The organism is Actinophytocola sp., from assembly GCF_045807065.1.
Taxonomy (GTDB): domain Bacteria; phylum Actinomycetota; class Actinomycetes; order Mycobacteriales; family Pseudonocardiaceae; genus Actinophytocola.
Genome location: NZ_JBJMIE010000369.1, coordinates 1 through 3,601, shown reverse-complemented (window position 1 = coordinate 3,601; position 3,601 = coordinate 1). Strand labels below are relative to the sequence as shown.

2 protein-coding genes are annotated in these 3,601 nt (G+C 68.9%); both read right to left on the bottom strand.

Going from position 1 to position 3,601, the window contains the following annotated elements; all coding sequences use genetic code 11:
• Positions 1–128 precede the first annotated feature (128 nt).
• Positions 129–1,271 carry a sugar ABC transporter substrate-binding protein gene (locus ACJ73U_RS21440; RefSeq protein WP_407779454.1) on the bottom strand — a complete coding sequence of 381 codons (1,143 nt, stop codon included), beginning with the start codon at positions 1,269–1,271 and terminating at the stop codon, positions 129–131.
• 462 nt (positions 1,272–1,733) lie between these two features.
• Positions 1,734–3,467, bottom strand: a complete 1,734-nt coding sequence (locus tag ACJ73U_RS21435; protein ID WP_407779453.1) for a DEAD/DEAH box helicase — start codon at positions 3,465–3,467, stop codon at positions 1,734–1,736.
• Positions 3,468–3,601: the final 134 nt, after the last annotated feature.

The following is a 3,601-nucleotide window of genomic DNA, read 5'->3' as shown; positions in this document are numbered from 1 at the left end:
TGCACCGGGCCGAAGCTCTTGTTGATCCCGATCAGCTCGAGAAGGGGTTCACTCATGGGGGGATGTCCTCCTGCTCAGGCCGGTCGCACCCGTCGTGCGGGTGCGACCGGCCCGGGCGGCTTACTGGATCAGGAGATGCCGAGCTGGGTGCAGACGGACTGCAGCTCGCCGGTGCAGACCTCTTCGGCCTTGACGTAGCCCTGGTCGATGACCTGCTTGACCTCGTTCTTCGTGATCAGCTTCGGCTCGAGCAGCACGGAGGGGACGTCACGCTTGCCGACCGGGTCGTTCTCCTTGTCGGTGGCGATCTTGTCGGCGTCGGCCTTGCCGGCGGAGCCCTTGGCCAGCGCGGCCGCGAGCTTCGCGGTGGCCTCGGCCTCCTGCTTGATCGGCTTGAAGACGGTCATGTACTGGTCACCGGTGAGGATGGCCTTGAGGCCGTCCGCTGTGGCGTCCTGGCCGGTCACCGGCACCTTGCCGTTCAGCTGGTACTTCTTGAGCACGGTGATGATCGCCCCGGCCAGGCCGTCGTTCGCGGCGACCACGCCGTCGACCCTGCTGTTGTTCGAGGTGAAGATCTGCTCGAAGGTCGTGCCGCCCTTCTGGTTGTCCCAGTTGTCGATCGGCTGGGACTGGACCAGCTTGAACGTGCCGTTCTCGTACAGCGGCTTGAGCTTGTTCTCCTGGCCGTTGTGGAACAGCGTCGCGTTGTTGTCCGTCGGCGCGCCCTCGATCTCGATGATCTGCGAGCCCTTCGGCTTGTCCTTCAGGGCGTCGATCATGCCCTGGCCCTGCAGCTCGCCGACCTTCACGTTGTCGAAGGAGACGTAGAAGGAGGAGCTGCCGCCCAGGTTGAGGCGGTCGTAGTCGATGGTCGGGATGCCCTGGGCGTTGGCCTTCTGGGCGACCGTGCCACCGATCTCGGAGTTGATCGAGGCGATGATCAGGACCTTGACGCCGTCGTTGATCATGCCGTCCGCCAGGGTGGAGAACTTCTGCACGTCACCCTGGGCGTTCTCGATGTGGGGGTTGAGCCCCTCGGCCTCCAGCGCCGCCTTGAGCATGGGCTTGTCGAAGCCCTCCCAGCGCGCGGAGGAGGCGGTCTCCGGCAGGATCACACCCACGGGGATCCCGCCACCGGACGAGCTGGCGGTGTCCGAACTGCCACTCCCGGAGCCGGAGTTGGAGTTGTCCGAGTTGGCGCCACATGCCGACACGGCGAGGGTCAGACCCATGCCCGCGGCGATGAGAGCAAGCCTTGTACTGCGCATTCAACGGTCCCTTCACGGTCGGTCCTGGTGGCTCGCGCCGACCCCAAGCCGAAATGTTGCGGTGCACAACATATGCCGGGAAAGCCGGTGAGGGAACCCACAGGCCGTTTCTGAACGACACAGTTTGGCAACGAAACGGCCATCTGCCGGTCATGCGAGTGCACCCGGATGATGGACACGAAGGGTAGCGGGGGTTGTCCTCGACCGCGAGTCCCGGCCAGGAATTCACCAAATCGAGTCCTGGCCCGGCAACCCCTTCACCAGCGAGAAGTGTACTTGGGTGCTCGTTCACACGATCAGCGACTGGTGTAGACCACGGCGGGGAGCGCGACTACCGAAAGTCGCGACATCCGATCAACGCGTGCTGACCGGAAAGGGCCGTCCGAAACGTTCGACGTCCTGACGGCCCTTCCGGGATGGTTGTTCGGTTGTCACGAGTAGACCGGCGCGCTCGATCGTGGTTCACCAGCTGCGGATCGTGGCGATGCGTTCCTCGAGCTGTTCCACGCTGGCCATGGCCGTCGGCGGGCCGGCGCAGACGCGGCGCAGCTCGCTGTGGATCATGCCGTGGGGCTTGCCGGTCCGGTGGTGGTACATCGCCACCAGGGTGTTCAGCTCCTTGCGCAGGCCGGTCAGCCGCTCGGCCACCGACTGCTGCCGCGCGGACGGCGGCGCGGCGGGCTCCGCGGCGGCCGCGCGCCTGGACCGCTCTGCCAGTTGCCGGTCCTGGCGCTGCCGCAGCAGCGCCCGCACCTGGTCGGGCTCCAGCAACCCCGGCAGTCCCAGGTACTCCTGCTCCTCATCGGACCCCGCGAACGCCGCGGTGCCGAACGAGGATCCGTCGTAGATCACCTGGTCCAGCTCGGCCGACGCGGACAGCGCGGTGAACGCCTTCTCCTCCTCGCCCGGCTCGTCCTTCTGCCGGTTGGCGTCCGCGAGCAGGTCGTCCTCCCAGCCGTCCTTCTCGCGGTGCGGCTTGCCGAGCACGTGGTCGCGCTGCGCCTCCAGCTGGCTCGCCAGCTCCAGCAGCACGGGCACGCTCGGCAGGAACACGCTCGCCGTCTCCCCCGGGCGCCGCGCACGCACGAACCGGCCGACGGCCTGGGCGAAGAACAGCGGGGTGGACGCGCTGGTGGCGTACACGCCGACGGCCAGGCGCGGCACGTCGACGCCTTCCGACACCATGCGGACCGCCACGAGCCACCGGTCGTCGGAGTTGGCGAACTCCGCGATCCGGCTCGACGCCTTCGGGTCGTCGGACAGCACCACGACCGGCTCGCGGCCGGTGATGTCCGCGAGGATCCTCGCGTAGGCCTTCGCCGCGATGTGGTCGGACGCGATCACCAGGGCACCCGCGTCCGGCACGCTCTGCCGCAGCTGCGCGAGCCGCAGGTCGGCGGCCCGCAGCACGGCGGGGATCCACTCCCCCTCCGGGTCGAGCGCGGTACGCCACGCCCGCGCGGTCTGCTCGACGGTCATCGGCTCGCCGAGCCGGGCGGTGAACTCCTCGCCCGCGCTGGTCCGCCACGACGCCTCGCCCGAGTACGCCAGGAAGATCACCGGCCGGACCACGCCGTCGGCCAGCGCGTCGGAGTAGCCGTACGTGTGGTCGGCCTTGCTGCGCATGAACCCGCCGGTGTCCGGCTCGTAGCCGACGAACGGGATCGGCGAGTCGTCGCTGCGGAACGGGGTACCGGTCAGCGCCAGCCGCCGCACGGCCGGGGTGAACGCCTCGCGGATGCCGTCGCCCCACGACTTCGCGTCGCCGCCGTGGTGGATCTCGTCGAGGATGACCAGGGTCTTGCGCTGCTCGGTCCGCACCCGGTGCAGCATCGGGTGCGCGGCGACCTGCGCGTACGTGACCGCGACGCCCTGGAAGTCACCCGCGGTCTGACCGGCCCCGTTGCGGAAGTTCGGGTCGATGGCGATGCCGGCCCGCGCGGCCGCCTCCGCCCACTGGTACTTCAGGTGCTCGGTCGGCGCCACGATCGTGACCCGCTCGACCACCCGGTCGGCCAGCAGCTCGCTCGCCACCCGCAGCCCGAACACCGTCTTGCCCGCGCCGGGCGTGGCGACCGCGAGGAAATCCTGCGGCTTGCTGGTCAGGTACTTGGTGATCGCCCTGCGCTGCCACGCACGCAGCGGTCGGGAGCCCCCCGGCTGGACCGCCTGTTCTGTCCCCTGCACCGACGTCATTCGTCCGGCAACTCCTCCCTGGACGCACTCCTGGCACAACGAAGCCCTCAGCGAGGCGACGACGTTGAGGGCGCCGACGACTCTACCTCCCCGGGCCCGGGGAGGCCCGACGCGACACCTGCGTCACGAATCTC

What these genes read in the sequence shown, in the direction of transcription:
- ACJ73U_RS21435 (WP_407779453.1), bottom strand. Translation starts at nt 3,467, where the DNA reads ATGACGTCGGTGCAGGGGACAGAACAGGCGGTCCAGCCGGGGGGCTCC.
- ACJ73U_RS21440 (WP_407779454.1), bottom strand. Translation starts at nt 1,271, where the DNA reads ATGCGCAGTACAAGGCTTGCTCTCATCGCCGCGGGCATGGGTCTGACC.